The sequence below is a fragment of the Mesorhizobium sp. L-2-11 genome (assembly GCF_016756595.1).
In the GTDB taxonomy this organism is placed as follows: Bacteria; Pseudomonadota; Alphaproteobacteria; order Rhizobiales; family Rhizobiaceae; genus Mesorhizobium.
In genome coordinates this window covers 1,390,992-1,415,654 of sequence record NZ_AP023257.1, presented here as the reverse complement: position 1 = coordinate 1,415,654, position 24,663 = coordinate 1,390,992, and the positions used below count along the sequence as shown (strand labels likewise).

Here is a 24,663-nt window from a genome sequence, read left to right as displayed (position 1 = left end):
GCGCAAAGAAACTTGCGATATTGTACGCAATCAGGTACAAGCACGCCATGCGTACCACATCCTACAGTGACCTGCGGCGCAATCTCGCCGCCATGATCGACCGCGTTAACGCGGACCATGAACCGGTTGTCATCACGCGCGACCGCGGCAAGCCAGCGGCAGTGCTGATGTCGGTCGAAGACTTCGCCTCTTACGAGGAGACGCGCTATCTGCTGAGAAGCCCAGGCAACGCCGCGCGGCTGCTCGAAGCGACGGTGGAGTTGGACCAGGGCGGCGGCAGCGAGCACGAGCTTGCCGAGTGAAGCTCGTCTTCCACGAGCGCGCCTGGGAGGATTATCTGCACTGGCAAGCAACCGACCCGAAGCTGCTCTTGCGCATCAATACACTCATCAAGGAATGCAGTCGCACCCCGCTAAGCGGCACCGGCAAGCCGGAGCCATTACGCGGCCCTCTGTCGGGCTGGTGGTCGCGGCGCATCACGCAGGAGCATCGCCTGGTCTACCGCGCCACCGAGGACAGCCTGCTCATTGCGCAGTGCCGCTATCATTATTGAAAGTAGCGTCACGCGAATGTGTCGCATTGTCCAAACAGAAAGATGGTTGGGTGAGGGAACACACACGAATGTGTTTCTGGCCGAAGGCGAATATGCGTCCGAACGAGTTGTCGTACCGGCGCTGAGACCGGACGCCGGCCGCCTCGCCTGCCAGGCGGCGTCGCAGCTTCATCTCTATCGCGAAACCCGCAACATGGCGCGCCTGCTGCGCAACCGGATGAAGAGTTTGTTAGGGGGCAGTAGATCGTGAATTCATCCATCTGATCGAAATGATGCGACGCTGAATGGGAAGCTGATCCGGTTGGGCTCTTCCCTGACCGGGGCCGCTCGGGGCCTAGGTCATCAGGATTAATTCTCCCAACCAGCGGAAAGGACTAGCATCGGCGACAATCTCGGCCGCGCAACCAGCATCATTGCCGCCTTGCACGGCCAGAACAAAAATCTGGGAGGAATGCATGACGAAAACAACTCACTTCAGGCGTCGCAGTATTCTCGCTTTGACTGCCCTCATCGGCGCCTGCCTGACGGCGGCCGCAGGTCAGGCCGCCGAGCCCGGCAAGGCCGAGATCGATACCCTGAAAGAATCGTTATCTAAGTACCAAGATTACAAGGCCGCCATTCGTGACCTCTATCTGTCGACGGTCGGATGCGTTTATTACAGCGGCGAAAAAGTGGCTGGAGCTATGGATTACCCTAAGGGCGCGATGGGCATTCATTTCGTCAACGTCGCGAGCGTCAGCCCGACACCAGATCCGACGCGCCCCAATGTCCTTATATATGAGCCGGTCGACGGCGGCTTGCGTCTGGTGGCCGTGGAATGGCTTGTTCCGCTGACGCCCGACACCAAGGAGCCGCCGAAACTGTTTGGACAGACATTCCAGGGGCCGATGGAGGGGCATTATCCGCTTATCCCGGTGGAGTTCTACCATTACGATCTTCACGTTTGGCTGTTCAAGGACAACCCGCTTGGAATGTTCAGCCCGACGAACCCCGACGTGAAATGCGACAATTACGCGTTTCCAATGCCAGAGCAGCCGACCAAGATGGTGCCGGGGCCGATGTAATGGCGAATTAGGCTAAGGAGGGCGAAGAACTGGCCTGGACCTTCAATTGGGTTATCCCAGGTGCGCCCGGGATAACGTCCCACCGAGCTCTCAATGTGTCTCGGGTGGAAAATGGTGCCCCTAGCCGGGATCGAACCAGCACTCCTTGCGGAACTCGATTTTGAGTCGAGCGCGTCTACCAATTCCGCCATAGGGGCTCAGGCCGGGCGGCCTGGATGGGCGCGGACTATACGGTTGGAGGCCGGTTCGTCAACTGGCCAATTCGGGGTGGCCAATTCCGGCATGTGGCCTTCGTTCGGCCGCGGCCTTTCGATGTCGTGAAGCTACGGCCATTGTGCGGCGCGAAAAATCTTTCTAGACAGGCAGCGCATTGAAGCGCGTCGCGTCTGGAGAGATCGATCTGGCGCGCTTTTGGTCTTGGTTTTTATGCATTGTTGTCCCAAAGCGCTGTGCTTTTTGGGCGACGTGCATCAGGAGTGCCGATGCTTCGCGGACTTTACGACTGGACCTTGTCGCTGGCGGCGAAGAAATCCGCCGAATGGTGGCTGGCCTTCATCGCTTTCGTCGAAAGTTCGGTGTTCCTGGTGCCGGCCGACGTGCTCTATCTGCCGATGGCGCTGTCGCGGCCGGATCGCGCCTATCGCTACGCGCTGGTCGCCACGCTGGCCTCCGTTCTGGGTGGCATAGCCGGCTGGTACATCGGCCACTACGCCTATGACACGGTGGCGCGGCCGATCCTTGAATTCTACGGCAAGTACGACGACTTCGAGACACTGCGCGTCTCGGCGGGCACCGGATTTATCGTCCTGATGCTGATCACCTCCGGCCTCGCCCATCTACCGCCGATCAAGGTGGTGACGATCCTGTCCGGCGTCATCGGCACGCCTTTGCTCCTGTTCATCGTGCTGGCGATCGTGGCGCGCGGCGCCCGCTTCCTGTTCCTTGCCTGGCTGCTGCGCCGCTATGGCGAACCGATCCGCGAGTTCATCGAAAAGCGCCTCGGGCTGATCGCCGGCGCTGGCGCCGCTGCCCTGATTTCGCTCTATATCGTCGTCAAATACGCGTTTTAGAGCATGATCCCGAACCGAAGGTCAGCGTAGCAAAAAGTCGGGACCGGTTTTCGGAGAAGATCATGCTCAACAAGAAGCATGATCCCGAAAAGTAGGAACCGGTTTTCGGAAACATCATGCTCAACAAGAAGGCGAACGGCAGATCGATGACAGCGACCGTGAATGCCGACACTGGACGCCAGCGCATGCGGACGGCGTTGTTCCTCGCCGCCGCCATGGCCGCCACCGTCGGTTCGGCGCTGGCCTTCCAGCATCTCGGCGGCTACATCCCCTGCAAGCTCTGCCTGGAGCAACGCACCCCCTATTACATCGGCGTGCCGCTGATGCTGCTGGCGGCGGCCGCGTCGACGTTGCGCGCCCCCGCATGGCTGACACGCGGACTGCTGGCCGTCGGCGGCCTGCTGATGGTCTACGGCGTCTATCTCGGCGTCTATCACTCCGGCGTCGAATGGGCATGGTGGCCGGGGCCGACCGACTGTGCAGCGGCTGCCGGACCGGTCGATACCGGCGGCAAGGGCGTGCTCGATGCGCTCGACAGGTTCGTCCCGCCCTCCTGCGACAAGGCGGCTGTACGCATCCTCGGCCTGTCGCTGGCCGGCTGGAACGCCATCGCCAGTTTGGTCCTGGCCGTCATCGCCTTCCGCGGCGCCTTGGCCCGGGGTTAATCTGTGCGGCGCGAGATCATCCAAGAATTCGGCAGGCTGAGTCGTATGGAGTGATTGTCGAGAACCGAAGCGCAGCGGACATTAGAGCGCTGCGTGTCCAGTTGGACGCGCAAAGGACGCTCTAACACTTTGCATTTGCGCATGATCCTTTCCGGAAACCGAAATCGGTTTCCGGGGTCATGCGCTGGTCCGTGAGCATCGGAAGCGCAGACAATCGCTTCAGACGGCCAGCCTCCCGAATTATCGGATGATCTCAAGGCTCCAGTTCGACATCCCAGTAGAGATAATCCATCCAGCTTTCATGCAGATGGTTGGGCGGGAACAGACGGCCATTGTTGTGCAAATCGTGCACCGTCGGCTGAAAAGGTTTCTGCAGCGGCCACATCTTGGCATGCGCCGGCATCATGCCGCCCTTCCTCAGATTGCAGGGCGAGCAGGCGGCGACGACATTCTCCCAAGTCGTTGCGCCGCCGCGATGGCGGGGAACGACATGGTCGAAGGTCAGATCCTCCGGCGTGCCGCAATACTGGCACTGGAAACGGTCGCGCAGGAAGACGTTGAAGCGGGTGAAGGCCGGATGCCGCGATGGCTTCACATAGGCTTTCAGGCTGACGACGCTCGGCAGTTTCATCGAGAAGGTCGGCGACGACACCGCGTGCTCGTATTCGGCGACGATGTTGACCCGCTCGAGGAACACCGCCTTGATGGCGTCCTGCCACGACCAGAGCGACAGGGGGTAATAGCTGAGCGGACGGTAATCCGCATTCAGCACCAGTGCTGGAAGCCCATCCGGAGATACGGCAACCGTCACGTCAATGACCTCCTTGGTTCTTAACCTGTCGGCGCGGATACTGTAAGCCCGACATGACAGGGATGTGAAGCGGCTTGTCGATTAAACGGAGCGCTAAAAGCGCCTGATTTCAATGCTTTTTTGCGAACTCAGGCCGGAGGCGTGGCGTCCCTGCCCTTCAATTCACGATAATACGCCCAAAAAAGCCGTGATGCGACACCGCGCCACGGGCTCCATGATTCGGCGAGCTGGATCAGCGTTTTCTCGGGCGGACGCGGGTCGATGCCGAGCGCGTGACCGACCGCGCTCTGCAGGGCAACGTCGCGTGCCGGGAAGACGTCGGGGTGGCCGGCGGCGAACAGAAGATAGACTTCCGCCGTCCATGGGCCGATGCCTGACACCCTGGTCATCGCCGTGATCGCCTGCGTGGCGTCGAGCAAGCAGAGTTGATCGAGGTCGAGGCCATCGACCACCGCCTGGGCGACGGCGATCAGCCCGCGCTGCTTCGGCCGCGACAGCCCGGCCTCGCGAAAAATGGCTTCGTCGGCGGCAAGGATGGCTTGCGGCGTCAGCGGATCGACGAGTTTTGTCAGCCGCCCGAAGATGGCGTCGGCGCTGGCGCGGGATACCTGCTGCGAGACGATGATCGAGGCAAGGCTTCTGAACCCCGGCTCGGACAGCCGAAGCGGCACCTGGCCGGCCATGCCGCGAACCTTTTCCAGACGCGGGTCGAGCAGGCAGAGCGCGTCGAGCCCTTGCGAGATGTCGTCGAGCGTGGCGATGCGTTGCATGTCTGCTTGTTCCCGGCGCAAATGGCAGATGTAATCAGGCGCAAATTAGCAACTGGCGAAAGCGCCGCACAACCCGATTGCCGCCGAACGATGACACTCCTGACATTCCGCTTCGCGCCGAGCCCTAATGGCGACCTGCATCTCGGCCATGCCTATTCGGCGCTGCTCAATCAAAAATTGGCCAGCGCAACCGGCGGGCGGCTGTTGCTACGCATCGAGGACATCGACACGACGCGCTGCACGCCGGAATTCGAGGCCGGCATTTTTCGCGACCTGGAATGGCTCGGGCTTGGCTGGGAACAACCGGTGCGCCGTCAGTCCGACCATTTTTCGGACTATCAGGCGGTGCTCGATCGGCTGATCAGGGAAGAACTCGTCTACCCGGCGTTCATGAGCCGTGGCGAAATCCGCGCCTTCATTGCCGACCGCGAAAGGCGCGGCCGCGACTGGCCGCGCGACCCGGACGGGGTGCCGCTCTATCCCGCCGTCGACAAGGCGTTGCCGATGAAGGAACGCCAGCGACGGATGGCCGAGAACGCACCCTTCGCCTGGCGGCTCGACGTCGATGCTGCGATGGCGCGCGTCGGTACGGGTCTGTCCTGGCTGGAATCTTCCGATGAAAGCCTTTCCGCGACACGCACGATAGAAGCCCGGCCGCAGGACTGGGGCGACGTGATCGTGGCGCGCCGTGAAATCCCGACCAGCTATCATCTCGCCGTCGTCGTCGACGACGCGCTGCAAGGCGTCAGCCACGTGGTGCGCGGCCAGGACCTCTATTCCGCCACCGGCGTGCAGCGCCTGCTCCAGGAGATCCTCGGCCTGCCGCAACCAGGCTACTTCCACCATCGTCTGGTCCTCGGCCCGGACGGACGAAAGCTGTCAAAAAGTCTTCAGGATACCGGCCTTGCCGCCTTGCGCGAGGCCGGCGCATCACCGGAAGACGTCCGGCGGCTGATTGGGATTTAGGGCCTCTGCACAGTAGATTTGACAGGTCGAGCCGATCGGCAGCGAGCGTCGACAATTCCGTCCAGTGGCAAATCACCAACCTTCGAGATTAGCCGAACCATCCCTCCACTTCGTCATCCCAGGGCGGAGCAAGGAGCGAAGCGACGCGGCGCAGACCCTGGGATCCATGCCGTTGCCTTGCGGCAGTGCTCCAGCGGACCAGAACCGAACGCCCACCACCCGCTGGCGAAGCGCGAGCCGTCGTCGGATTTAAGCTCCGTAATGCGGCGGCCGGCACCGTCGCGGATGCAAGCGCCGTTCTGAGCCGCTGCATTCCTCGGCTGATATCACGGAATGGATCCCAGGGTCTGCGCCGCGTCGCTTCGCTCCTTGCTCCGCCCTAGGATGACGAAGGTGTAGTGGCCTGTAGCAAACCGCCAGCGTCAGAGATGGTAGCTGGAGGCCGGCCGACAGCGATCGTCCACAGTCCCCTTCAGGCTCAGTCCAGAACCACATACTCTGTGCAGAGGAACTGGATCATGTTTCGATCCTCCCTGACCAGCGCCTCCTTCAATTCGGGTGAGCCCATGGATCAACCGTTTGGTTTTGCTTGCCAGGTTGAACCACATTAGAGCAGTCGCGACAGTCAACCCTCACCGACCACGCGGCAGCCTCCGGAACATGCGCAGTATCAAGCGGTTCATCCCCGCCTCCTTTGTCGTCCTGTGGGCGACCGGCTTCATTGGTGCGCGATATGCCATGCCGTGGGCCGAGCCTTTCACCTTCCTGGCCGCGCGCTTCGTGCTGGCCGCCGTCCTGTTGGCCGCCTTGATGGCAGCACTCGGCTCCAAGCGGGCGACGCGCAAGGAGGCGCTGCACGCGACCGGCGCCGGCATCCTGATGCATGGCGTCTATCTCGGCGGCGTGTTCTGGGCCATCCACAGGGGCATGCCGGCCGGGTTATCGGCCTTGATCGTCGGGCTGCAGCCGCTGATCACCGCGGTGATGGCCGGCCGGTTTCTCGGCGAGGCGATCCTGCCGCGCCATTGGGCCGGCCTCGGCGTCGGTCTGGTCGGCGTGGTCATCGTGCTTTGGCCGAAGCTCGGGACGCTCGGCGGCGGCGTGACGGCCGAGACGCTGGCTGCCTCGCTTGTCTCGGTGCTTGGCATGAGCGCCGGCACGATCTGGCAGAAGCGCTTCGCCTCCGGCGGCGATCTCGTGGCGGCCACCACTTGGCAATATGTCGGCGGCGCATCGGTGATGGCTTTGGCCTCGCTCGCTTTCGAAACGCGAACCGTCATCGTCAATGGCGAGTTGATCTTCGCCATGGCATGGCTGGTGCTGGTGCTGTCGATCGGCGCTATCTTCCTGTTGATGGTGATGATCCGCGACGGCGAGATGTCGAAAGTCGCTTCGCTATTCTATCTGGTCCCAGCCGTCACCGCGGTCATCGCCTGGCTATTGTTCGGCGAACAGTTGAACCTGGTCCAGATCGTCGGCATGGCGATCGCGACGCTCGGCGTCGGACTGGCAACCGCTCAGCCGACGAAAGCATGATCCCGAACCGAAGGTCAGCGAAGCAAAAAGTTGCGACCGGTTTTCGGAAAAGATCATGCTCAACCCAGCATCAGCCAACTCGGGCGCGTGCCTCCAGATAGCGGCTGATCGCGGCATTGAGTTCACCGCCGAGAATGAAGATCGCCGAGACCATATAGAGGAAGACGACCGCGACCATGATCGAGGCAAGGCCGGCATAGGTCGTCACATAGGACGAGAAACGGTCGAGATAGGCGGCGAAGATGGTCGACCCGATAAGCCAGGCAATCAGCGTGAAGATGATGCCCGGTATGATCGAGACGAAGCGGCGCTTGCCCGCAGGCAGCCAGTAATGCACCGCGAAGAGTCCGCCGACGATGACGATCGAGGCGATGATGTAACGCCACAGCGTGATCGTTCCCATATAGGGTTTTACCCATTCGAAATTGGCCTCGGCCAGCCGCGCCAGCAACGGCGCAAACACCAGAAGCACGCTGATCACCAGAAAGCCTGCGGTGGCGATCAGCACGAAGGCGATGCTTTGCACCCGGCGGTAGATGATGCCGCGCGTTTCGGAAACGCGGTAGGCGCGGTTGAGCGAGGTGCGCAGCGCCTCGATGCCGTTCGAGGCGAAGAAGGCGGCAAGCAGCACGCCATAGGTCAACAGGTCGGTGCGCTGCACGGTGAGCACGTTGAGCACTTCGCGCGCGATCGGCTCGGCGATCTGCTCGGGCCAGGTGTCGAAGACGATATGCACGGCGGTGTCGGCAAAAGCCTGTGCGCCGAGGAAGCTGGCCAGCGTCGTGGCGAAAATCAGAAACGGGAATAGCGCCATCAGCGCCGTGATCGCCAGATGGCTGGCCATCGCCCAGCCATCGTCTGCATCGAAATGGCCGAACGCGTCATAGAGCACGCGCTTGACGGCTACGATCTTCCGCAACAAGAACCGCGTCCCTTCGATTGTATCGACGCCGCGAATATGGGAAGGGATTGCGGCAAATGGCAAGCCTGGGTCAAACAACGCTTCCTCCCGGAGAAAAGTTGCGCACCATCATCGTCACCGGTGCTTCTTCCGGGATAGGCGCCCATTGCGCTCGGGCGCTGAACAGTGAAGGCTGGCGGGTGTTTGCGACGGCGCGCAAGCCGGAGGACATCGCCGCCCTCGAGGCCGATGGAATCGAGGCTTTCTATCTGGACTATCGCGAGCCGGGATCCATCGAGACGCTGGTGGCGTCGGTGCTGGATCGGACCGGCGGACGGCTCGATGCCCTGTTCAACAACGGCGCCTTCGCCCAGCCCGGCGCCGTCGAGGACCTGCCGGTGGCAGCGCTCAGGGAGCAATTCGAGGCGAATGTCTTTGGCTGGCATGATCTCACCCGCCGTGTCGTGCCGGTGATGCGCCGCCAGGGCCATGGCCGTCTTGTCCACTGCTCCTCGATCCTCGGCCTGGCGCCGCTGCCCTTTCGCGGCGCCTATTCGGCCTCGAAGCACGCGGTCGAAGGGCTGATGCTGTGCATGCATCAGGAACTCCAGGGCAGCGGCATCCATGTCTCGCTGATCGAGCCGGGGCCGGTGACATCGAAGATCGCCAGCAACGGCCTTGTCTGGTTTCTCAGGAATATCGACCGTGAGAATTCCGTCCACCGCCTCGCCTACGAGGCGCAGCTGCAACGGCTGCAGGCCGGCGGTAGCACGTCACGGCTGAAGCCCGGGCCGGAGGTGGTTCATGCCGCCTTGCGCCATGCGCTTCTGTCGCGGCGCCCGCGTCCGCATTATGTGGTAACGGTGCCGGCCAGGATCGGCGTTGTCCTCAAACGCATCCTGCCGGCATCAATGCTCTACCGCCTCCTTGCCAAACGCGCCTGAACGCAATCGACTGGAAACACACTATGGCAACCGTCTTCAACATCCTCGCTGTCCTCGTCATGGTCGCCGTGGTGATCGTGCTGATCCGCGGCCTCATCAACATGATGCGCGGCGGCTCCGGCATGACCTCCAACAAGCTGATGCAGACGCGCGTGCTGCTGCAGTTCGTGGCATTGGTGCTGATCATGCTGGCGGTGTATTTCACCCGCAAGTGACGGCGATTTCGGGAGGCGGAGCGTGGTCAAGCTCAACAAGATCTACACCCGCACCGGCGACGACGGCACCACCGGCCTCGGCAATGGTGAACGGCGGCTGAAATCCGATCTGCGCATCGACGCCTATGGCACGGTCGACGAAGCCAACGCCTGCATCGGCATGGCCCGCATCCACACCGCGGCAGCACACCCGGCGATCGACGCGATGCTCGGCCGCATTCAGAACGATCTTTTCGACCTCGGCGCCGATCTGGCCGTGCCCGACGACGGCAAGCCGCTCGGCTATGAGCCGCTGCGCATCACCGCTGTGCAGACCGACCGTGTCGAAAAGGACATCGACCTGCTCAACAAGGATCTGCAGCCGCTCAAATCCTTCGTGCTCAACGGCGGCACTCCGGCGGCGGCTGCGCTTCACCTCGCCCGCACGGTGGCGCGGCGGGCCGAGCGCATCATGGTGGCGTTGACGCAGGACCCGGGCGAGCATGTCAACCGCGAGACGATAAGATACATCAACCGCGTATCGGACTTTCTGTTCGTCGCCGCACGCGCGGTCAATGACAATGGAAACGCCGACGTGCTATGGATTCCGGGCAAGAACCGCTGAATCTGCCGAGGCGGAGAGGGGCCGATGTTCATCCCGCTTTATGACAGCAACCGGCTGCGCCACATCAAGCAGCAATATGTCACGATCGGCCTGATCGCGTTCAATACGCTCATCTACTTCGCCACCGCGCTCGGCGGCGAGCAGTTCACCAACGCCGCTGTGCTGGGCCTCGGCTTCATCCCGTCGGTCGTCCACGACAGCGCCGAACTGGCTCCGCAGTTTGTCGTGATCCCGGAGAGCCTGAGCTACGTCACCTATTCCTTCCTGCATGCCGATATTTTCCATCTCGGCGGCAACATGCTGTTCCTGTGGGTGTTCGGCGACAATGTCGAGGACGCGCTCGGTCATATCCGCTTTCTCGCCTTCTACCTGCTCTGCGCCATCGCCGGCGCTTTCTTCCAGGGCCTGATCGCGTGGGACTCGCAGGTTCCGCTGATCGGCGCCTCAGGCGCCATTGCCGGCGTGGTCGCCGCCTATCTGATCCTCTATCCCAGAGTGAAGGTATGGGTGCTGGCCTTCGCCCGCATTCCGCTGCGCATCCCGGCCTTCATCCCGCTCATCCTGTGGATCCTGTTCCAGATCGTGATGTTCGCCGCCGGTGGCGAGGATCAGATCTCCTGGGCCTGCCATGTCGGCGGCATCATCGCCGGGGCCGTGCTGGTGCTCATCTTGCGCAACCGTGCCGTACCGCTGCTTGCCGGTGCTGAGGAAGAGACCGCGCTGGTAGTCGGCCCGGCACCCGCTGTTGCAGAACCCACGGCAAGCGAACCGCTGCCGGCGCAGTCGGCGCCGCGCTGGGGACGGGGAACCGCCTCCGCTCCGGACTGAACCGATTTGAGTGCGGTCGCGGATGATTTGGGCGCAACCCGGATATTGACGTGCGGGGTCGCCGCAACTACGGAAGCTTTCCCACACCAATGCATGTCGCGCAAAACTGTGCAGCGGTTTTGCGGGTAACGACATGCATGAAACAAACAACCTGAAGCGCGTCGCGTGAGGTTGGTCAAATGCGACGCGCTTTAGGCGGTCGGAGACTAGAATTCCGTCCGGAATGTCGGCTTTCGACAATTCTGAAGAGGCGCACACTGCTATAGCGCGCCCGACTATCTTGAAAGAGGTGGCTATCGTGAAAGAGGTGACAGGCAAATGAAGATCCTTGTGCCCGTGAAGCGGGTTGTGGATGCGAATGTGAAGGTTCGTGTGAAGGCTGACGGTTCGGCGGTTGAACTCGCCAACGTCAAGATGGCGATGAACCCGTTCGACGAGATCGCCGTCGAAGAGGCGATCCGGCTGAAGGAGGCCGGCAAGGCGGAGGAGATCATCGTTGTCTCGATCGGGCCGCAGCAGGCGCAGGAGACCTTGCGCACCGCGCTGGCCATGGGTGCCGACCGCGCCATCCTGGTCAAGACCGACGAGCAGACCGAGCCGCTGGGCGTCGCCAAGGTGCTGAAGGGCGTGGTCGAGGCAGAAAAGCCCGGTCTCGTCATTCTCGGCAAGCAGGCGATCGACGACGATTCGAACCAGACCGGCCAGATGCTGGCCGCACTTCTGGGCTGGGCGCAAGGCACTTTTGCCTCCAAGGTCGTTATCGATGGCGACAAGGCCAAGGTAACGCGCGAGGTCGATGGCGGCCTGCAGACGGTGGAGCTGAAGATGCCGGCGATCGTCACCGCGGATCTTCGCCTCAACCAGCCGCGCTATGCCTCGCTGCCCAACATCATGAAGGCCAAGAAGAAGCCCCTCGACGAGAAATCTCCCGCCGATTACGGCGCCGACGTCAAGCCGCGGCTGAAGGTGATCAAGACCGAGGAGCCGGGCGGCCGCAAGGCCGGCGTCAAGCTCAAGAGCGTCGCCGAATTGGTCGACAAGCTGAAGAACGAAGCCGGCGTGCTGTAAGGCTGAGAAGGGAAAAAAGATGACAATTCTTCTGATTGCCGAACATGACAATGCGACGCTTTCCGACCAGACCGCCAAGGCGCTTTCGGCTGCACTGCAGATCGGCTCCGACGTGCATGTGCTGGTCGCCGGCAACGGCGCCAGGCCCGCAGCGGACGCCGCCACCAGGCTCAAGGGGGTAAGCAAGGTGCTGCTCGCCGAAGCCGACGAACTCACCGAGCGTCTCGCCGAACCGCTGGCGGCGCTCGTCGTCAACATGGCCGATGCCTATGACACGATCATCGCGCCGGCGACCTCGTCGGGCAAGAATGTCGCGCCGCGCGTGGCAGCCCTGCTCGATGTCGCGCAGGTATCGGAGATCATCGAAGTGGTATCGCCCGACACCTTCAAGCGGCCGATCTATGCCGGCAACGCCATCCAGACGGTGCAGTCGAGCGACGCCAAGAAGGTGATCACCGTGCGCACCGCCTCCTTCCAGGCCGCAGCCGAGGGCGGTTCAGCCCCGGTCGAGACGGTTCAGGCAGCTGTCAATCCCGGCGTGTCGAGCTTCGTCGAGAACAAGCTTTCAGAGACCGATCGTCCGGAGCTGACTTCGGCCAAGATCATCATCTCGGGCGGCCGCGCGCTGGGCTCCTCGGAGAAGTTCCAGGAAGTCATCCTGCCGATCGCCGATAAGCTCGGCGCCGCCGTCGGCGCCTCTCGTGCCGCAGTCGATGCCGGCTATGCGCCGAACGACTGGCAGGTCGGCCAGACCGGCAAGGTGGTCGCCCCCGATCTCTACATCGCCGTCGGCATCTCCGGCGCCATCCAGCATCTTGCCGGCATGAAGGATTCGAAGGTTATCGTCGCCATCAACAAGGACGAGGAAGCGCCGATCTTCCAGGTCGCCGACTACGGTCTCGTCGGCGACCTTTTCGTCATTCTGCCGGAACTGCAAAAGGCGCTTTGACGGCTTCTGCCAATGCGTATTAAATTGTGAGGGCGGGGTAGACGAAGTCGCCCCGCCCTTTTAGTTTGCACCGCACAAAAAAGCAGGCCGCAAAGGCCTTTGACGGGATCGGTGTAATGAACAAGATCGAGACGATCGGCATTATCGGCGCGGGCCAGATGGGCGGCGGCATCGCCCATGTGTCCGCGCTTGCGGGCTACAAGGTGCTGGTCTACGACATCTCGCCCGAGCGCATCGAAAAAGGCATCGCCACGATCAGCGGCAACATGGCCCGCCAGGTCGGCTCCGGCAAGCTTGAGGAAAAACTGCGCAACGAGGCGATGGCCCGCATTTCGGCAGCACCGACCATGGCCGACCTTGCCGGTGCCGATCTGGTGATCGAAGCAGCGACCGAGGACGAGACCGTCAAGCGCAAGATCTACGCCCAGCTCTGTCCGCAGCTCAATCCGGAAGCCATCCTGGCGACGAACACCTCATCGATCTCGATCACGCGTCTGGCCGCGCAGACCGACAGGCCGGAACGTTTCATCGGCATCCATTTCATGAATCCGGTTCCAGTGATGAAGCTGGTCGAACTGGTGCGCGGCATCGCCACCGAGGACCAGACCTTCGAAGCGGCAAAGGCCTATGTGAACCATCTCGAGAAGACGATCACCGTCTCGGAGGATTTTCCGGCCTTCATCGTCAACCGCATCCTGCTGCCGATGATCAACGAGGCGATCTACACGCTCTATGAAGGCGTCGGCTCGGTCGATGCGATCGACACCGCCATGCGGCTCGGCGCCAACCATCCGATGGGACCGCTGCAGCTTGCCGATTTCATCGGTCTCGACACCTGCCTTTCGATCATGCAGGTGCTGCATGACGGCCTGTCGGATTCGAAATACCGGCCCTGCCCGCTGCTGGTGAAATATGTCGAGGCCGGCTGGCTCGGCCGCAAGACCGGACGCGGCTTCTACGACTATCGCGGCGAGCATCCCGTTCCGACGCGCTGACCGGCGATACGAGCCAACGGCCGCGGTCGCGCTGAGTGAAGACCATGCGGCCACTTGGCGTCGCACAAATGCGGCCAAAACAAAAAGATAGAGCGGAATGCCGGTTCAATCCAACCGCATTCCGCTTTAGGGTCAAAACTCAATCAGCGGGATGCCGCCAATGGCGAGATGGGTGGAACGTTGCCGTTTGAGCCGTATGCCTGAACAGGTTGTTCGCGCCAGGAGCGGAGGCTTGGCACCGATGTGCCAAATGTCTTGATTGGCACGAGCGCGACCGTCCGCAATCAGCGCGGAACTGCCAGAAAGCGGAAGTAGCGACAGCAGCAGATCGTTCACCTTTCCCAACAAACAACGCGAGGTGAAAACGGGCGGCACGCCAAACGTGCTGTCAGGGCTGGGCGGAACGCCGCAGAGCGGCGTCCCGTGGCTTCGTTCACAAGTCTAGTTCTTGACCACGTCTTCCAGAAAGAACCGGCCCAGCGGATTCTGGTAGAAGTTCTGGATGTTATTACGCGAGACGTTGATGAACGGGCTGTAGTACAGATCAATCCAGTTGACGTCCTCTTTGGCCATCTTCTGCAGATCGATGTACATTTGCTCGCGATTGGCCGGATCCATCTCGATGCGCGCCGCCACGACCAGCTCCTTTACCTTCTCGTTGTTGTAGCGGGTCATGTAATTCATGTTCGCATCGTGGCCGAGAACGAAGGTGGTCTTCTGGTCTGGGTCGAGGATGTCATTGGTCCAGTAGTTGACACAGATGTCATAGTCGCCGGCCACCAGCATGTCCCATTCCTGGCTCGGGTCGACCTTCTGGATGTTGACGGTGACTCCGGCTTTGGCGAGCTGCTGCTGCAGCAGCACGGCCGTCTGCTCGACGATCTCGTCGCCGGCCCGCACGACGTAGTTGAGCGTCAGGTCCGAGGCCCCGGCGTCGGCCAGCATCTGCTTGGCCTTTTCCGGATCGTAGGGCCGCTTCAGATTGTCGGCGTAGTAATAGAGCGCGCCCTTCGGGATGTAGGAGTTTGCGACCTCGCCGTAGCCGAACGTCACCGTGTCGACCACAGCCTGCTCGTCGATGGCGATGTCGAGGGCCTGCCGCACCTCCTTCTTCGCCAGCGCGCCATGCTCGTGGTTAATCAGCAGGTGATCCTCGCGGGTCGACGGGTCGAGATGGACGGTGAGGTTGGAATCCTTCTGCAGTTCGGCGACGCGTGAGAACGGCACAAAGATCGCGGTATCGAGCTGGCCGGCCTGCACGTTCAGCATGCGGGTGTTATCGTCCGGCACGGAGATCCACTCGACGCCGTCGAGGCTGACACGATCGGCCTCCCAGAAATGCGGGTTTTTCGCCAGGATGACACGGTCGCCGCGCCTCCATTCCGTGATGGTGAAGGCGCCAGAGCCGATGGGTGTTTCGGCATATTTCTCCGGACCGAGCGTCTCGAAGCCCTTCTTCGAAAGAACCGAGGCGATCGGGAAGGCCAGCGTCGCCAGGAACGGCGCGGTCGCCTGCTTGAGTTTGATCGTGACGGTCTTTGGATCGGTTGCCTCGACCGTATCCATCACCTTGAAAGGATCCGCCCACAGCGAGCCCTCGTCATCCCTGATGCGGGTGAGGCTGAACACCACGTCGTCGGCCGTCAGGTCGGAGCCGTCCGAGAACTTCGCGTCGCGCAGCTTGAGCGTATAGGTGAGGCCGTCCGGGCTGACCTCCCAACTCTCGGCGAGACCGGGCTCCAGCTTGGTGCCCGTCTTGTCGACGCGGATCAGCACGTCATAGACGTTGGCGAACACCCACAGGTCGATGTTCTGGGCGGTCTTGATCGGATCGAAGGTGGTCGAGTCTTCGCGCCGGCCAATCGTGAGTACGCCGGCGGCTTCTGCGATCGTCGCCCCCAGGGACAGGCTGGTCATAACGGTGACCAAGCCGATGCGCATCCATTTGCTTCTTAACATCGGTATTCCCCTTCTGGTTTGCCTTTGGTTTCAGTTTGCGACCCCGTCGGCCTGCGGGGTCGCCATCTTCGAGGGAGCAAGCAGCGGCTTGTCCGGATCGATATGCGGAACGGCGGCAATCAGCGCGGCGGTGTAGGCATGCTTCGGCCGGGAGAACACTTCCTCCGACCGACCTTCCTCGACGATCACGCCGCGGTGCATCACCACAACACGCTGGCAGAGATTGCAAACGATTGCGAGATCGTGGGCGATAAATATCAGCGTGAGCGACATACGTTCCACCAGTTCGCGGAACAACTCCACGATCTGCGCCTGGATGGTGACGTCGAGGGCGGCCACGCACTCGTCCGCAATGATAAGTTTCGGGTCGACGGCGAGCGCGCGAGCTATGCCGGCCCGCTGGCATTGGCCGCCGCTCATCGAGCGCGGCTTGCGGTCGAGGAACGCGCGCCCCAAGCCGACCAGGTCGAGCAGTTCGCCGCAGCGTGCCGGGATTTGCGCGGTCTCGATCTTGCCCTGTACCCGCAGGACCTCCGCCAGCATCTTGCCAACGGTAAGATGAGGATTGAGGGCGTTGTAGGGGTCCTGAAAAACCATGGCGGTTTGACGTCGCAGCATGCCGAGGACTGCGCGACCCGATGCGATGTCCATACCATCGAACCGTATCGTGCCTGACGAGACCGGCGTAAGTCCAAGAACTGCGCGCGCCAGAGTGCTCTTGCCGCTTCCGGATTCGCCGACAATGCCGACCGTTTCGCCCGGCATGACACGGAGTGTGACCCCATTGACGGCATCGACCGCGCCTCGCCGGAAGAGGCCGCCCGTGGCGAAGCGCACGTGCAGCTTCTCGATGTCGACCACCGGCACCGCTCCGGGTGCCCGGAGCTTCTCAGCCTTTGCCGGCATGTCCTCCTCCGGCAGCGAGGGATGACTGGTGATCAGCGAACGGGTGTAGGCATGCGCCGGCGCCGCAAGCAGACCCCGCTTCTCTCCAATCTCCACCAGTCGACCTTGCCACATCACCGCGATGCGGTCGCAGACTTGGGCGACGATGCCGAGATCGTGGGTGACCAGGATCACCGAGAGTCCACGCCTGGCGCGAATGTCCATCAGAAGCCGCAGGATCTGCGCCTGTATCGTCACGTCGAGTGCCGTCGTCGGCTCGTCGGCGATCAGGATCCTGGGATTGCTCGATAGCGCCGCGCCGATCAGGGCGCGCTGGCGCATGCCGCCGGAGAATTCGTGCGGGTAGCTATCGTATTGCCGAGCCGGATCCGGAAACCCGACCTGGGCGAGGATATCCACCGCCGCGGCACGCGCCGCCTTGGCGTCCAGCCGCTGGTGAAAGCGGATGCCCTCGGTGATCTGGTCGCCGATCCTCATGACCGGGTCGAGATGGCTGCTCGGATTCTGAAAGATCATGCCGATTTCACCGCCGCGCACCGCGAGCATCTCGGCTTCCGGCGCGGTCGTCAGCTCACGCCCCGAAAGTGTGATCGAGCCACCGCTGATCCTGAGCCGGCTCGATGGCAGCAGCCTAACGAGTGAGCGGCAGAGCAGGCTCTTGCCCGACCCGCTCTCGCCGACCAGCCCGAGCACTTCTCCCGGGGCGAGATCGAGTGACACGGCATCAAGCAGCGTGCGCTCCCCGCCGTCACCGTCATGGACGACCGTCAGGTCGGCGACCTTGAGCAGCGCCGCGATCACTCGTGAACCCCGAACAAATCGGCCAGCCCGTCGCCGATCATGCTGAAGGCGAAGGCGAGCGTCACGATCGCCAGCCCCGGGAACAGTGTAATCCACCACGCGGAGGTGACGAAGGCTTGGCCTTCCGCCACCATCACGCCCCACTCCGCGACTGGCGGCTGCACGCCCAGCCCGAGATAGCTAATGGCCGCGCCGTTCAGCAGGACGAGGACTGCGTCGGACATCGCGAAGACGACCGAGCCGGCAGCGGCATTGGGCAGGAGGTGACGGAACATGATGCGCATGCGGCTGAAGCCGAGGCTGACCGCCGCGACCGCGTAGTCATGGTTCTTGAGCACGAGCATCTGAGCGCGGATGAGCCGCGCGTAGGAAACCCAGCCGACGAGGGCCATGGCGATGTAAAAATTGGCCAGGCCAGGCCCGAGGATCGCAATGATCGACAGCATCAATACCAGGAACGGGAAGGCCAAGATGACGTCGACCAGCCGCATGAAGATGGCGTCGACTATCCCGCCGAAGAACCCCGCTACCGTGCCAAGCGTGGTGCCGATGAGAAAGGGGAAGATAACGCCGATGACGGCGATCATCAGATCGATGCGCGTACCCCAGATGACGCGCGAGAAGATGTCGCGGCCAAAATTGTCGGTCCCGAACGGGTGCAGCCAGGCCGGCCCCTGGAGCCGTGCTGTCGCGTCCTGGGCGATCGGATCGTAGGGCGCGATCAGCGGCGCGCCGAGTGCGAGGACGACGAACGCCCCAAGCAGGAAGACGCCGGCCGCCAGCGTACCGCGGCGGCGAAAGCGGCCGTTCCTGCCGAGCGCGGGCGCGGCCAAGGGCTCGCTCACAGCTTCACCCTCGGATCGAGAGCCACCGTGACGATGTCAGCCAGGAAGTTGATCAGCACGGTGGCGCAGGCGAAGACCATCGCCACGCCCTGCACGACCATGTAGTCGCGCGAGAAGATGGCGCGCACCAGCAGCTGGCCCATGCCGGGCAGCGCGAAAACGGTCTCCACCACGACGGTGCCGCCTAGCAGCCAACCTATGTTTACGGCGAGAAGGTTGACGGTCGGCACCAACGAATTTGGCAGCACGTGGCGCCAGAACACGATGCTCTCCGGCATGCCGCGCGCGCGCGCGGCAGTCGCCACGTCGGACTTCAAGCCTTCGACCATCGCCGCACGCAAGCTGCGCGCCAGAACGGTCGACAGCGACAGCGAGACAGTGAGGCTCGGCAGCACGAGATGTGCAAGCTTTTCAGAAAGCGTGTTGCCGTAACCGGACACCGGGAGAATGGCGAGTTCGACGCTGAACAGGATGATCAGCATCAGGCCGAGCCAGAAGGGCGGGAAACCGATGCCGAAGGTGGAAACGATGCGGATAGCTTGGTCGGCCAGCCTGCCCTGATTGCGCGCCGCGATCGCCGCCACCGGCACGGCAATCAATACCGACAGCACAACGCTGCAAAGCACCAGCGTCAGAGTGGGCTCGATGCGCGTGGCGATCAGCTTCAGCACATCGATCTTGTAGAGGATCGAGCGCCCCATCTCGCCGTCCGCGAGGTTGCGCAGGAAATAGAAATACTGGACGAGCATGGGCTCATCGAGGCCGTACTGCGCGCGGATGCGGGCGATCGCTTCGGGGGTGGCGCGGGCGCCGAGCAGAACGCGAGCGGGGTCGCCGGGGATCAGCCGGACAAGGATGAACGTGATCACGCTGATGCCGAACAGCACCGGCAGGAACTGAAGCGGACGGTATAGAACGAACTTATAGCGGTGCATGGCCCTGAGGTGTTTCCCCGTCCGCTCCCTTTCCCCTGCATTCCGCCTGCATCAGCCTGCCTTGTTGCGCGAGAGGAACCCTAAAAGGATCGGATAGTATGCAGCTGGGTTCTCGTAGAAGGGCATGTGACTCGCATTCGGGATGATGTGCAACTCCGACTGCGGCAGGCCAAGCTTCATGCGCAGGCCACAGGCTGGTGTCAGTTCGTCGTGCTCGCCATGCGTGATCAGCACCGGCACCTTGATCCTCGGCAGGTCGGGCACCCGGTTCCAGTCCTTCAGATTACCGATGTAGAGAAACTCGTTCGGACCTTGCATGGTCGCGTAGGGTCCCATGTTCCAGTCGTCGAGCGAGCGGCGCACCGGCGCCGGCCATTCGGGCAGGCGGCAGACATGGCGGTAGTTGAGGATCGTCACCGCCGCCACGTATTCCGGATGATCGTAGGTTCCCTGCGCCTCGTGCTTCTGCATCATCGATACGGTTTCGGGTCCCAGCGAAGCGCGCAGGCGTTCCAGTTCCAGAACAAGATGCGGCATGTCGGCGACGGTATCCTCGAGGATCAACGTCTGCAGGTTCTCCTGGTAGGCAAGCGCATATTCGATCGCCAGCCAGCCGCCCCAGGAATGACCCAGCATGTGTACATTGCCGAGTCCCAGCGTCTTGCGAACCGTCTCGGTCTCCTCGACGTAGCGCGCTATAGTCCAGAGCGAGGTGTCCGTCGGCCGGTCGGAGGCGCCGGTGCCAAGCTGGTCGAACGCCACGACCCTGTATCCCTGGTCTACCAGGCAGGAGTGCGATTCACGAAGGTAGTCGCAGGCCAGGCCAGGCCCGCCGTTGAGGCAGAACACCGTCTCGGTGCTGGAGCCGAAGCTATAGGCGACGACCTTAAAGCCGTCGACATTTACCTCGATGCGATCGTCGGCCGCCATCTCACGCCACATGATACGCTCCGAATGCACAGATTTTAGGCATGCTCATATATTAAGCGAAACGTTGGGAGTGCGTCAGCTATAAGAAGTGATAGGGTGGTCCGGGAGGATGTCGGCGGAAGATCTCATGCTGGACGAAATCACAACGATCAGGCGGCGTTTCACTCGCCATGGCACCTTGGACGAATGCATCGACGAGGCGTTTACCGCCCTGTCCGGTCTAGGCTACGACGCGTTGGTCTACGACTACACGCCCATCCCGTACGATCTCGACGGCGCTATCATGATCCCGTCGATGCTCAAGCTGCGTAACATCGATGACGACATGCGCGACTATTGGTGCGATCGAGGTTACTTCCGCATCGATCCGGTGCAGATCGTGGCGGCGCGCAGCTCCACCCCCTTCGCCTGGAGCTACAACAAGGCGATCGACACCGAGATAGGCGCGCTCCTCGACGAGACTACGGAACCCGTTGCGCGCTACCTGCGCGAGCGCGACCTCACTAGCGGCGTCACGATCCCTATCCACATGCCGCGCGGCGGCTATGCCACGGTTACCGGCATCCGCCTCGGCGCGGACGAGATGGTAGATCGGGATGCGGGAACCATCGCGCGATTTAGCTTGCTGGCGCATGTCTTCCACGACACGGCCTACGCCCTCTACGACCGATCGGCTCTCAGTCCGCTCGTGCCGTCCTTGACTGAGCGCGAGCGCGAGTGTCTCCGCCATTCGGCACATGGGCTCTCTGCCAAGGAGATCTCGCGCGTCATCGGGCGCTCGATTCCTACGGTCGTCATGCACCTCACCGCCGCCGCCAGGAAGCTGGGCGCCAGGAACCGCACGCAGGCCGTCGTTCGCGCCGCGCATTTCCGCCTGCTCGACAACTGACGGAGAGACCCTATCTAAGACACGGAGTCGTGCCATGTCATCGGACAACCATCTCCGGCCGAATCCGAAGCGGAGGCCCAAGGTGGCTTCCTCGGCTCCAGCTAAGCCGGCAGCGCCGGCCGCGCGGCAGCCCGGGCCGGACGCCCGCAAGACGGTCACCATCCTCTTCGCCGACATCGTCGATTCCTCGCGGCTTAGCCTCTCCCTCGATCCCGAAGCGCTCCGGAACCTGCTCTCCCGGTACTTCGGCGAGTTGAGCGCCGTCGTTCAACGGCACGGCGGAATCGTGAACAACTATATCGGGGACGCGATCATGGCTGTGTTCGGCATGCCGTTCGTCCACGAAGACGACGCGCTGCGCGCGGTGCGCGCAGCGGTGGAGATGCGCGAAACACTTGCCATCCTTAACCACGAACTCGAAGCCGGTTGGGGCGTCCGCCTTATGAACCGAATCGGCATCAACACCGGCGAGGTGATCGCGGGCGACCAAACGCAGGGATATTTGTCAGTCGCCGGAGAGGCCGTCATTGTCGCGAAGCGGCTTGAGGAGGCAGCGACGGCGAATGAGATCCTGATAGGGGAGCCGACGCACAAGCTCGTGCGCGATGCGGTCGTCGTCGAGCCGAGCGGGCCGCGCGCACTCAAGCGCGGCGCGACCATCCGCGCCCTCGCCGTGTTAGAAGTCCTCGCCCACGCCCCCGGCGTTGCGCGCCGCTTCGACTCGCCTTTCGTCGGGCGCGAACGCCAACGAGCCTTGCTTGAGACCGTCTTCCGCAACGCGGTCGGCGATAGGACCTGCCACCTGGTCACCATTCTCGCCGACGCGGGTGTGGGAAAGTCGCGGCTCGTACGGGAGTTCACGAGCGGCCTTGCCGAGGATGTCACAGTCTTGCACGGCCGCTGTCTGCCCTATGGCGAGGGCATCACCTATTGGCCGCTGGCCGAGATCGTCCGGGAGCTTACCCGCGCGGAGGGACCGGACTCCGGCAGGCAGCTCGCAGCGGTGATCGAGGCGCGGCTCGCAGGCGACGAGAAGGCCCGGCTGATTGCCGAGCGTGTGACCGGGGCGCTCGGGCTTGGCGCGGGACAAGGGACGACCGAGGAGACCGCCTGGGCCGTCCGGAGGCTGTTTGAGGCGCTCGCGCGAGCGGGGCCGCTCGTCGTTGTGGTGGACGACGTCCATTGGGCCGAGTCGACATTCCTCGACTTAGTCGAGCACGTCGCCGACTTCTCACGCGATTTCCCGATCCTGCTCATCTGCATCGCGCGGCCGGAGCACTTCGACTCGCGTCCTGGCTGGGGGGCCGGCAAACGCAACGCGACGTCGATCGTCCTCGAGCGGCTCAGCGACGCGGAATGCCGCGAGCTGATCTCCAACCTGCTTGGCCCCGCGCCGCTGCCGCCCGCTGCCGAGTCGAGGATCGCGAGCGCGGCCGAGGGCAATGCGCTCTTCGCTGAGGAACTCGTGGCGATGCTCGTCGACGACGCGTTGCTCAGGCAGGCGCCCGACAGCTGGGTCGCCGCGTCGGACCTCGTTGAGCTGCCCGTCCCCGCGACTATCAACGCGCTTCTCACTGCCCGTCTCGAGGGCCTCCCGCCTATCGAGCGCGCCATCCTGACGGCCGCAGCGGTCGAGGGCTCAGTATTCCATCGGAGCGCCGTCAGCGAGCTCGCCGGCCCGGTGCTCGACACATTCGAGGACGGCTTGCTCGCGCTCGTCCGCCGGGACATGATCCGCCCGGAGGCACCGTTGTTCGCCGGCGAAAAGGCCTATCGCTTCCGTCACGTCCTGATCCGCGACGCCGCGTATCGCTCCCTGCCGAAGAATGCGCGCGCCGACCTGCACGAGCGCTTCGCCGCCTGGCTCGAGCTAGCGGCCGCGGACCGGCTACGCGAGTTTGAGGAGATTGTCGGCTATCACCTCGAACAGGCCTTTCAGTACCGTGTCGCGCTCGGTCCGCGCGACGTGCGCGCGGCCTCGCTTGCCGCCCGGGCGTGCGAACGGCTCGAGGCAGCCGGGCGGCGGGCGCTTGTCCGCAGTGACCTGCCGGCGGCGATCAGCCTGCTTGAGAGGGTTTCCCGGCTGCTTCCCACCGATGACACACGGCGGATCGTGCTGCTCGCCGACTTGAGCGGCGCGCTGATCGAAAGCGGCCGGCTGGACGAGGCCGGGCGCGCGCTGGACGAGGCGGAGCGCTTGGCCGCTGCCGCTGACGACCAGCGCTTGGCAGCGCACGTGCTCGTTCAGCGGCAGTTCCTCCGGATCTTCCACGGCGAAGAGGGCGGGCTGGAGGAGGCGGCACGCGCGGCAGCTGCGGTGATCCCGGTCTTCGAGCGCCTCGGGGACGACCTCGGCCTCTGCCGCGCACGGCGGCTCGAGGCCTGGCTATCCTTCACCGCGGCCCGCGGCGAGGCCGCCATTGCAGCTTGGGAGCAAGCTGCTGATCACGCGCGACGTGCGGGGGATTGGCATGAGTACTACGAAATCCTCACGTGGATCGCTTCCTCCTTGTGGTTCGGGCCCACCCCGGCAGCCGAAGGCATCCGCCGTTGCGAGGCGATGCGCGTGCAGGTGGGCGAAAGCCCCGAGTCCGAGGCAGCGATCCTCCGCCAACTCGCGTGCCTCAACGCGATTGTCGGCCGCTTCGCGATTGCCCGCGAGCTGATCGCGACGAGCAACGCCACCTACGCCGACCTCGGCCTTACGCTCTACGTGGCGTCCTCGGAACACGAGGCCGTCATCGAGCTGCTCGCCGGGAACCCCGCTGCGGCCGAGAGGAGCGCGCGCGCGGCGTATCGCGCGCTTGAGGAGATGGGCGAGCGCGCGTTCCGTTCGACGATGGCCGCTTCCCTCGCCGTGGTGATCCTCGAACAGGGACGCGACGAAGAGGCGGAGGACTTTGCTAAACTCAGCGCCCAGCTGGCTGCGAGCGGAGACCTGGTGACGCAGGTCCGTTGGCGCCGCGTGCGCGCTCGCGTGCATGCGCGGCGGGCAGAGCTCCGGGCGGCGGAGGCGCTCGCGCGCGAAGCTGTCACGATCGCCGAAGCGACCGACTTCGTCAACGACCGGGCGGATGCACTGGTCGACCTGTCGCACGTGCTCGAGGCCGCCCGCCGAGGCGACGAGGCGGTCGCCGCTGTGTCCGGAGCGCTGCATCTCTACGAGCTGAAGGGAAACGTGGTCGCCGCGGCCGCGACCCAGCTCCGCCTAGGCAAACTCGTCAAAATGTGACACCGTCGGGAGGCGGCAAGGGGCACCGCCCGCACCTCCGTGAACCGCTCTGGATCGGAGGTGATGTGATGCCACCGAACTTCGATACGATCGACGAGCTTAAATATGGCTCCACCGCTGGCCCCCTGGAGTTAGACCGGGCGAGACAGTGCTGAGGCTCGATAGTTGGTCTTCCAGCCGGGTGGCGCCTGCATGGGCCTTTCTGCCTAATCCCAACTTGTTGAAGG

General features: G+C 63.2%; 26 protein-coding genes and 1 tRNA gene. 17 read left to right on the top strand and 10 right to left on the bottom strand.

What is annotated here, in order from left to right:
- Nucleotides 1-47: 47 nt before the first annotated feature.
- The 4 genes from JG739_RS06840 (at nt 48) to JG739_RS06825 (ending at nt 1,617) form a co-directional block, all read left to right on the top strand.
- Entirely contained in the window at nt 48-302 is a 255-nt protein-coding gene (locus JG739_RS06840; protein WP_202365808.1) for a type II toxin-antitoxin system Phd/YefM family antitoxin, read from the top strand.
- Nucleotides 299-553 (top strand): Txe/YoeB family addiction module toxin, encoded by a 255-nt coding sequence (locus tag JG739_RS06835; protein ID WP_202365807.1) that lies wholly within the window; start codon nt 299-301, stop codon nt 551-553. Before JG739_RS06840 ends, JG739_RS06835 begins: the two co-directional genes overlap by 4 nt.
- 70 nt (nt 554-623) lie before the next feature.
- Nucleotides 624-803, top strand: coding sequence for a hypothetical protein (locus JG739_RS06830; RefSeq protein WP_202365806.1), 180 nt, complete (start codon nt 624-626; stop codon nt 801-803).
- A 205-nt stretch (nt 804-1,008) separates the two neighbouring features.
- Nucleotides 1,009-1,617 carry a hypothetical protein gene (locus JG739_RS06825; protein WP_202365805.1) on the top strand — a complete coding sequence of 203 codons (609 nt, stop codon included), beginning with the start codon at nt 1,009-1,011 and terminating at the stop codon, nt 1,615-1,617.
- A gap of 112 nt (nt 1,618-1,729) precedes the next feature.
- Here JG739_RS06825 and JG739_RS06820 read toward each other — a convergent pair.
- A tRNA-Leu gene (locus JG739_RS06820) sits at nt 1,730-1,814 on the bottom strand.
- A 285-nt stretch (nt 1,815-2,099) separates the two neighbouring features.
- On the opposite strand from JG739_RS06820, the gene JG739_RS06815 reads away from it, so the two are divergent.
- On the top strand, nt 2,100-2,687 hold the full coding sequence (locus tag JG739_RS06815; protein ID WP_202365804.1) for a YqaA family protein: 588 nt from the start codon (nt 2,100-2,102) through the stop codon (nt 2,685-2,687).
- Between the two features lie 146 nt (nt 2,688-2,833).
- Complete coding sequence (locus JG739_RS06810) at nt 2,834-3,352, top strand: disulfide bond formation protein B (protein ID WP_202367365.1); 519 nt, start codon at nt 2,834-2,836, stop codon at nt 3,350-3,352.
- Nucleotides 3,353-3,605: 253 nt separating this feature from the next.
- On the opposite strand, the gene JG739_RS06805 is transcribed toward JG739_RS06810, so the two are convergent.
- Together JG739_RS06805 and JG739_RS06800 are read right to left on the bottom strand one after the other, a co-directional pair.
- Complete coding sequence (locus JG739_RS06805; protein WP_023797250.1) at nt 3,606-4,163, bottom strand: HNH endonuclease; 558 nt, start codon at nt 4,161-4,163, stop codon at nt 3,606-3,608.
- Nucleotides 4,164-4,291: 128 nt separating this feature from the next.
- Complete coding sequence (locus JG739_RS06800; protein ID WP_202365803.1) at nt 4,292-4,933, bottom strand: DNA-3-methyladenine glycosylase family protein; 642 nt, start codon at nt 4,931-4,933, stop codon at nt 4,292-4,294.
- A gap of 90 nt (nt 4,934-5,023) precedes the next feature.
- Here JG739_RS06800 and gluQRS point away from each other — a divergent pair, with 90 nt between their 5' ends.
- Together gluQRS and JG739_RS06790 are read left to right on the top strand one after the other, a co-directional pair.
- Nucleotides 5,024-5,899, top strand: coding sequence for a tRNA glutamyl-Q(34) synthetase GluQRS (gene gluQRS, locus JG739_RS06795; RefSeq protein WP_202365802.1), 876 nt, complete (start codon nt 5,024-5,026; stop codon nt 5,897-5,899).
- 660 nt (nt 5,900-6,559) lie between these two features.
- The gene (locus tag JG739_RS06790) at nt 6,560-7,435 is read left to right on the top strand and encodes a DMT family transporter (protein WP_202365801.1); all 876 of its coding nucleotides are present in this window, start codon (nt 6,560-6,562) and stop codon (nt 7,433-7,435) included.
- Nucleotides 7,436-7,505: 70 nt separating this feature from the next.
- Here the strand turns inward: JG739_RS06790 and JG739_RS06785 are convergent, their stop codons facing one another.
- A complete protein-coding gene (locus JG739_RS06785) occupies nt 7,506-8,357 on the bottom strand; it encodes a YihY/virulence factor BrkB family protein (RefSeq protein ID WP_202365800.1) in 852 nt (283 codons plus the stop codon).
- 56 nt (nt 8,358-8,413) lie between these two features.
- On the opposite strand from JG739_RS06785, the gene JG739_RS06780 reads away from it, so the two are divergent.
- The 7 genes from JG739_RS06780 to JG739_RS06750 all read left to right on the top strand — a co-directional run bounded on the left by JG739_RS06780 (nt 8,414) and on the right by JG739_RS06750 (nt 13,939).
- Complete coding sequence (locus JG739_RS06780; protein WP_202365799.1) at nt 8,414-9,280, top strand: SDR family oxidoreductase; 867 nt, start codon at nt 8,414-8,416, stop codon at nt 9,278-9,280.
- Nucleotides 9,281-9,303: 23 nt separating this feature from the next.
- A complete protein-coding gene (locus JG739_RS06775; protein WP_023797244.1) occupies nt 9,304-9,495 on the top strand; it encodes a twin transmembrane helix small protein in 192 nt (63 codons plus the stop codon).
- 22 nt (nt 9,496-9,517) lie between these two features.
- The gene (locus JG739_RS06770) at nt 9,518-10,099 is read left to right on the top strand and encodes a cob(I)yrinic acid a,c-diamide adenosyltransferase (protein ID WP_202365798.1); all 582 of its coding nucleotides are present in this window, start codon (nt 9,518-9,520) and stop codon (nt 10,097-10,099) included.
- 24 nt (nt 10,100-10,123) lie between these two features.
- Nucleotides 10,124-10,927 (top strand): rhomboid family intramembrane serine protease, encoded by an 804-nt coding sequence (locus JG739_RS06765; RefSeq protein WP_202365797.1) that lies wholly within the window; start codon nt 10,124-10,126, stop codon nt 10,925-10,927.
- A gap of 318 nt (nt 10,928-11,245) precedes the next feature.
- Nucleotides 11,246-11,995 carry an electron transfer flavoprotein subunit beta/FixA family protein gene (locus JG739_RS06760; RefSeq protein WP_202365796.1) on the top strand — a complete coding sequence of 250 codons (750 nt, stop codon included), beginning with the start codon at nt 11,246-11,248 and terminating at the stop codon, nt 11,993-11,995.
- A 19-nt stretch (nt 11,996-12,014) separates the two neighbouring features.
- Nucleotides 12,015-12,944, top strand: coding sequence for an electron transfer flavoprotein subunit alpha/FixB family protein (locus JG739_RS06755; protein ID WP_202365795.1), 930 nt, complete (start codon nt 12,015-12,017; stop codon nt 12,942-12,944).
- A 116-nt stretch (nt 12,945-13,060) separates the two neighbouring features.
- On the top strand, nt 13,061-13,939 hold the full coding sequence (locus JG739_RS06750) for a 3-hydroxybutyryl-CoA dehydrogenase (protein WP_202365794.1): 879 nt from the start codon (nt 13,061-13,063) through the stop codon (nt 13,937-13,939).
- A gap of 132 nt (nt 13,940-14,071) precedes the next feature.
- Here JG739_RS06750 and JG739_RS06745 read toward each other — a convergent pair whose 3' ends face one another.
- The 6 genes from JG739_RS06745 to JG739_RS06720 all read right to left on the bottom strand — a co-directional run bounded on the left by JG739_RS06745 (nt 14,072) and on the right by JG739_RS06720 (nt 20,327).
- Entirely contained in the window at nt 14,072-14,275 is a 204-nt protein-coding gene (locus tag JG739_RS06745) for a hypothetical protein (RefSeq protein WP_202365793.1), read from the bottom strand.
- Nucleotides 14,276-14,380: 105 nt separating this feature from the next.
- The gene (locus JG739_RS06740) at nt 14,381-15,880 is read right to left on the bottom strand and encodes an ABC transporter substrate-binding protein (RefSeq protein WP_202367364.1); all 1,500 of its coding nucleotides are present in this window, start codon (nt 15,878-15,880) and stop codon (nt 14,381-14,383) included.
- 48 nt (nt 15,881-15,928) lie between these two features.
- The gene (locus tag JG739_RS06735) at nt 15,929-17,605 is read right to left on the bottom strand and encodes a dipeptide ABC transporter ATP-binding protein (RefSeq protein WP_202365792.1); all 1,677 of its coding nucleotides are present in this window, start codon (nt 17,603-17,605) and stop codon (nt 15,929-15,931) included.
- Nucleotides 17,602-18,450 (bottom strand): ABC transporter permease, encoded by an 849-nt coding sequence (locus JG739_RS06730; protein ID WP_202365791.1) that lies wholly within the window; start codon nt 18,448-18,450, stop codon nt 17,602-17,604. The genes JG739_RS06735 and JG739_RS06730 overlap by 4 nt, the downstream gene beginning before the upstream one ends.
- On the bottom strand, nt 18,447-19,385 hold the full coding sequence (locus JG739_RS06725) for an ABC transporter permease (protein ID WP_202365790.1): 939 nt from the start codon (nt 19,383-19,385) through the stop codon (nt 18,447-18,449). Before JG739_RS06725 ends, JG739_RS06730 begins: the two co-directional genes overlap by 4 nt.
- A 51-nt stretch (nt 19,386-19,436) precedes the next feature.
- The gene (locus JG739_RS06720; RefSeq protein WP_202365789.1) at nt 19,437-20,327 is read right to left on the bottom strand and encodes a proline iminopeptidase-family hydrolase; all 891 of its coding nucleotides are present in this window, start codon (nt 20,325-20,327) and stop codon (nt 19,437-19,439) included.
- Between the two features lie 115 nt (nt 20,328-20,442).
- Between JG739_RS06720 and JG739_RS06715 the strand changes: the two genes are divergently transcribed.
- Both JG739_RS06715 and JG739_RS06710 read left to right on the top strand, forming a co-directional pair.
- Nucleotides 20,443-21,204, top strand: coding sequence for a LuxR family transcriptional regulator (locus tag JG739_RS06715; RefSeq protein WP_202365788.1), 762 nt, complete (start codon nt 20,443-20,445; stop codon nt 21,202-21,204).
- Nucleotides 21,205-21,238: 34 nt separating this feature from the next.
- Entirely contained in the window at nt 21,239-24,436 is a 3,198-nt protein-coding gene (locus tag JG739_RS06710) for an ATP-binding protein (RefSeq protein WP_202365787.1), read from the top strand.
- Nucleotides 24,437-24,663: the final 227 nt, after the last annotated feature.

What these genes read in the sequence shown, in the direction of transcription:
- JG739_RS06840 (WP_202365808.1), top strand. Translation starts at nt 48, where the DNA reads ATGCGTACCACATCCTACAGTGACCTGCGGCGCAATCTCGCCGCCATG.
- JG739_RS06825 (WP_202365805.1), top strand. Translation starts at nt 1,009, where the DNA reads ATGACGAAAACAACTCACTTCAGGCGTCGCAGTATTCTCGCTTTGACT.
- JG739_RS06815 (WP_202365804.1), top strand. Translation starts at nt 2,100, where the DNA reads ATGCTTCGCGGACTTTACGACTGGACCTTGTCGCTGGCGGCGAAGAAA.
- JG739_RS06810 (WP_202367365.1), top strand. Translation starts at nt 2,834, where the DNA reads ATGACAGCGACCGTGAATGCCGACACTGGACGCCAGCGCATGCGGACG.
- JG739_RS06800 (WP_202365803.1), bottom strand. Translation starts at nt 4,933, where the DNA reads ATGCAACGCATCGCCACGCTCGACGACATCTCGCAAGGGCTCGACGCG.
- gluQRS (WP_202365802.1), top strand. Translation starts at nt 5,024, where the DNA reads ATGACACTCCTGACATTCCGCTTCGCGCCGAGCCCTAATGGCGACCTG.
- JG739_RS06790 (WP_202365801.1), top strand. Translation starts at nt 6,560, where the DNA reads ATGCGCAGTATCAAGCGGTTCATCCCCGCCTCCTTTGTCGTCCTGTGG.
- JG739_RS06780 (WP_202365799.1), top strand. Translation starts at nt 8,414, where the DNA reads ATGGCAAGCCTGGGTCAAACAACGCTTCCTCCCGGAGAAAAGTTGCGC.
- JG739_RS06775 (WP_023797244.1), top strand. Translation starts at nt 9,304, where the DNA reads ATGGCAACCGTCTTCAACATCCTCGCTGTCCTCGTCATGGTCGCCGTG.
- JG739_RS06765 (WP_202365797.1), top strand. Translation starts at nt 10,124, where the DNA reads ATGTTCATCCCGCTTTATGACAGCAACCGGCTGCGCCACATCAAGCAG.
- JG739_RS06760 (WP_202365796.1), top strand. Translation starts at nt 11,246, where the DNA reads ATGAAGATCCTTGTGCCCGTGAAGCGGGTTGTGGATGCGAATGTGAAG.
- JG739_RS06755 (WP_202365795.1), top strand. Translation starts at nt 12,015, where the DNA reads ATGACAATTCTTCTGATTGCCGAACATGACAATGCGACGCTTTCCGAC.
- JG739_RS06750 (WP_202365794.1), top strand. Translation starts at nt 13,061, where the DNA reads ATGAACAAGATCGAGACGATCGGCATTATCGGCGCGGGCCAGATGGGC.
- JG739_RS06740 (WP_202367364.1), bottom strand. Translation starts at nt 15,880, where the DNA reads ATGCGCATCGGCTTGGTCACCGTTATGACCAGCCTGTCCCTGGGGGCG.
- JG739_RS06725 (WP_202365790.1), bottom strand. Translation starts at nt 19,385, where the DNA reads ATGCACCGCTATAAGTTCGTTCTATACCGTCCGCTTCAGTTCCTGCCG.
- JG739_RS06720 (WP_202365789.1), bottom strand. Translation starts at nt 20,327, where the DNA reads ATGTGGCGTGAGATGGCGGCCGACGATCGCATCGAGGTAAATGTCGAC.
- JG739_RS06715 (WP_202365788.1), top strand. Translation starts at nt 20,443, where the DNA reads ATGCTGGACGAAATCACAACGATCAGGCGGCGTTTCACTCGCCATGGC.
- JG739_RS06710 (WP_202365787.1), top strand. Translation starts at nt 21,239, where the DNA reads ATGTCATCGGACAACCATCTCCGGCCGAATCCGAAGCGGAGGCCCAAG.